This is a genomic window from Arthrobacter sp. Hiyo1 (assembly GCF_001263615.2).
In the GTDB taxonomy this organism is placed as follows: Bacteria; Actinomycetota; Actinomycetes; order Actinomycetales; family Micrococcaceae; genus Arthrobacter.
Genome location: NZ_DF952469.1, coordinates 533,814 through 537,322 on the forward strand (window position 1 = coordinate 533,814; position 3,509 = coordinate 537,322).

Sequence of the window (3,509 nt, forward strand, 5' to 3'; positions counted from 1 at the left end):
GACCCCAACTATGCCTGGGCGTGCGTCCCGATTGCTTCAGACGTCGACTGCGCAGGCGGTAAGGGTAATGGCCCAGCCTACGTGCGTGGTCCTGTCAAGGTGATCGGGACTGACATATACGGTCTCGACAACGACGGTGACGGCATCGGCTGCGAGAAATAGCCGTCGGATTCTGCTGGATCATTCTCTTCGCCGAAGTTGCCGGTCCCGTGATTCCGCGGGACCGGCATTTGTCCATTCGAATGATTGAGCAGAATCCGACATCCGAGCGAAGACGATCCAGGGACGGACATGACCAAGCCCAAGGCCGAGCGCTACAGCAAAAGCTAAGCGACACGCAAATCCCTGTCGCTACCGGAATTCCGGTGTCGACAGGGATTTGGCGTGTCGCCGGGTAATTTGCGCGTCGAAAGGTCGCCACGCAACCCGGAAATGGGCACAAAAAAGCAGGGCCGGTCAATGACCGGCCCTGCTTTTTGAAATCCGAAGCTTAGAGAGCCTGGATGTTTACTGCCTGGGGACCCTTGGGGCCCTGCTCGACGTCGAAGGAAACCTTCTGGTTCTCTTCGAGGGAGCGGTAGCCGCCCGAGTTAATTGCAGAGTAGTGAGCGAAAACGTCCTGGCTGCCATCTTCCGGGGAGATGAAGCCGAAGCCCTTTTCGGAGTTGAACCACTTGACGATACCTGTAGCCATTTTTTCAGTTTCCTTACTGAAGGTGGAGGTTGTCCCGACTGTCGGGCCTCCGGTGTGGGGTGTTCTCCACCGTTACTTCAGAAGGTCGCGGTTGATGAACCGCGGGAACTGCCTGAACTACCAAATGCCAAACACAACAACAGCTCCAAGCATACAGGCCTTTGGCCGGATGGCTACTATTTGTCGAAATCCTTCATCTGCCGCGCGCCGCCAACCGCGGCAACAGGACACCGCCTCGTCGCTTCGATGCTGCTCTACACCGAGCTCTCGCCGCTGCGCTGGACGCCGGCCTCTCGGTCGTCGGCCCCGGAAAATAGTCCCTCCTCCCCCTCCCTTAGCACCCCAAGAGGCGTAGAGTTCCGCCATGGAGCCGATTCGGGTCGTCCTTCTTCCGGGGAGCGTCCTTCCCGCCGAACCCGCCTACGGGGCGCTGATCGAAGCGCTGGGTCCCGACGTGGACGCCGTCGCGAAGGACCTGGAACTGTACGACGGCGATGAGCCGCCGCCGGGCTGGAGCCTGGATACCGAAATCGACGGTGTCCTCCGCGAGGCCGAGGCCCGGGGCTGGGAGACGTTCCATTTGCTCGGCTATTCGGGCGGCGGGGCAGCGTCTTTGGCATTCGCCGCCAAGCATCCACAGCGACTGCTCAGTCTCACGCTCCTGGAGCCCGCATGGGCGGGAAGCTGGGATTGGAGTCCGGCGCACACCCGGCTCTGGAAGGACTATGAGGCGCTGGAATCGCTACCGCCAGATCAATTCATGGCCGCGTTCATGAGGTTGGGAGTGAAGCCCGACGTCGTCCTTCCGCCACCGCCCGAAGGCGGGCCGCCGCCGTGGATGGCCAAGCGGCCGGCGGGAATCAGGGCATTCCTGCGTGACTTCAAGATTTACGATCTGGATAGGGCGCGGCTTGCTGCGTTCAATCGGCCGGTGTTCTTCGTCCTCGGCGGCCTGAGCAACCCTGACGACTATGGCGAGGTTGCCGAGCGGCTGTCCACGGTATTCCCGGACTTCCGCCTCGAGGTGTTCCCGGACCGCCACCATTTCGATCCCCCGCACCGGAGCGAGCCCGACCGGCTCGGCGCGTTGCTGCGGGACCACTGGGAACGGGCGAATCGGGTCGTTTAGGGCGCGGTGTCGGCTCCCACGAAAACATCAGGTTCCCGCATATAGACTCATCGAAACGGCGCCCTGACATGGGGCGGTTCGGCCAGCCTGAGAGGGATACGGCTCGATGAGTGAAGTGAATGTGCCGGCACAGCCGCCGGTTTTGGACGTCAGCGCGTTGCGCGTCGCGTATGGCGAGCGGACCGTCGTCGACGGCGTCAGTTTTCAGATTCATCGCGGTGAGATCTTCGGCTTGCTGGGGCCGAACGGCGCAGGGAAGACCAGCACACTCAGTGCCATCGAGGGGTTGGTCAAGCCGAAATCCGGGCAACTGCTGGTGGACGGAATCGATGTTCAACAAGAGCCTCTGGACGCGAAAGCGCGCCTCGGGGTGCAACTGCAGTCCTCCAGTTTCCAGGCCGAACTGACCATTCAGCAGATCGCAAGGCTTTACGGCGGGCTCTACGGAGTGAAACTCTCGCGTGAGCAGATCGGTACGAGCATGCGGGCCATCGGGCTCGAACAGGAATTGGGCAAACGGTTCAAACAGCTGTCGGGCGGGCAGCAGCAACGGCTGGCACTGTTCATTGCCACCATCCACAACCCCCTCCTTCTGCTGCTCGACGAGCCAACTGCCGGGCTGGACCCGCAGTCGCGCCGTGGGCTATGGCGCCGAATCGAAGAACTTCGTGGAGAAGGCAACAGCATTCTCCTCACCACCCACTCCATGGAAGAAGCGCAGGCCGTGTGTGACCGGGTAGCGATCATCGACCATGGCGTACTTCTCACGGTTGGAGAGCCCTCGGAGCTGATCGACAAGCACAGGGAGGATCCGCGCGTGCTTTCAGTGGCCCACGGTGCGCCCACTCTGGAAGACGTCTTCATCGGACTGACAGGAAGTGAAATCCGTGACTAACGCCGCCGCGGTCAATACCGCCCGCCCGCCGCTCGGCCTGGCGATGGGCTCGTTGCTTCGCGCGGACTCCATTGTGATGCTCAATAGCAAGACCTCACTTGTCTTGAGCGCCCTGCTGCCGATCGTGATCCTCGTGGCCACAACCTTCGGCAAGGGGCAATCACGCCTCGGAGGATCCACCCTCATCATCGGTTTGGCCTTGACCCTTGGCCTGCTCACGTCGTGCTTGCTCGGTTTCACGCTGGCCCTGGCTCACGATCGGGACATCGGTGTGCTGCAAAGGCTTCGGGTCACACCGGCACCGAACTGGATGATCATGACCAGCCGCCTCATCGTGCAGGTGGTCACCAATCTGGTCGCTTCCATCATCGTGGTGATCGTCGGTGCAATTGTTCACGGCCTGACGCTGAACGTTGGCCAGTACCTTTTGGTCATCGCCGTCGCTATTCTCGGGGCCGCCGTCTTCCTGGCCATTGGACAAGCGCTCGTCGGCTTGATCCGGTCCACCAACGCCATCAGCGCGATCGGCCGACTGCTCATGATCGCCCTGTTGCTCCTAGGCGTCCTCGGCGGAACCGGCATCCTCGGCGACACGATCAAGTCAATTTCGGACTGGTCTCCGGTCGGAGGCCTCATGACACTCTTTTCGGATGTCCTGAACCAGTCGGCCTGGAGCGGCCAGGACACGGGCTCGCTCCTGGCATGCGTCGCTTACGTCGCGGTGTTCGCCTTCATCGGAATCCGCTGGTTCCGATGGGAATCGCGGTAGTGCGGGGCTAGCCGCGGCGTCC

Annotated in this window: 4 protein-coding genes; 3 read left to right on the forward strand and 1 reads right to left on the reverse strand. The window is 61.8% G+C overall.

What is annotated here, in order from left to right; all coding sequences use genetic code 11:
• Window positions 1–490 precede the first annotated feature (490 nt).
• Window positions 491–694, reverse strand: coding sequence for a transcription antiterminator/RNA stability regulator CspE (gene cspE, locus AHiyo1_RS06830; RefSeq protein WP_028266315.1), 204 nt, complete (start codon window positions 692–694; stop codon window positions 491–493).
• Between the two features lie 364 nt (window positions 695–1,058).
• Here cspE and AHiyo1_RS06835 point away from each other — a divergent pair, with 364 nt between their 5' ends.
• The 3 genes from AHiyo1_RS06835 (at window position 1,059) to AHiyo1_RS06845 (ending at window position 3,487) form a co-directional block, all read left to right on the forward strand.
• Entirely contained in the window at window positions 1,059–1,823 is a 765-nt protein-coding gene (locus tag AHiyo1_RS06835; RefSeq protein WP_059388040.1) for an alpha/beta fold hydrolase, read from the forward strand.
• Window positions 1,824–1,929: 106 nt separating this feature from the next.
• Window positions 1,930–2,718 carry an ABC transporter ATP-binding protein gene (locus AHiyo1_RS06840; protein WP_084784388.1) on the forward strand — a complete coding sequence of 263 codons (789 nt, stop codon included), beginning with the start codon at window positions 1,930–1,932 and terminating at the stop codon, window positions 2,716–2,718.
• Window positions 2,711–3,487 (forward strand): ABC transporter permease, encoded by a 777-nt coding sequence (locus AHiyo1_RS06845; RefSeq protein ID WP_059388042.1) that lies wholly within the window; start codon window positions 2,711–2,713, stop codon window positions 3,485–3,487. Before AHiyo1_RS06840 ends, AHiyo1_RS06845 begins: the two co-directional genes overlap by 8 nt.
• Window positions 3,488–3,509 lie beyond the last annotated feature (22 nt).

What these genes read in the sequence shown, in the direction of transcription:
- cspE (WP_028266315.1), bottom strand. Translation starts at nt 694, where the DNA reads ATGGCTACAGGTATCGTCAAGTGGTTCAACTCCGAAAAGGGCTTCGGC.
- AHiyo1_RS06840 (WP_084784388.1), top strand. Translation starts at nt 1,930, where the DNA reads ATGAGTGAAGTGAATGTGCCGGCACAGCCGCCGGTTTTGGACGTCAGC.
- AHiyo1_RS06835 (WP_059388040.1), top strand. Translation starts at nt 1,059, where the DNA reads ATGGAGCCGATTCGGGTCGTCCTTCTTCCGGGGAGCGTCCTTCCCGCC.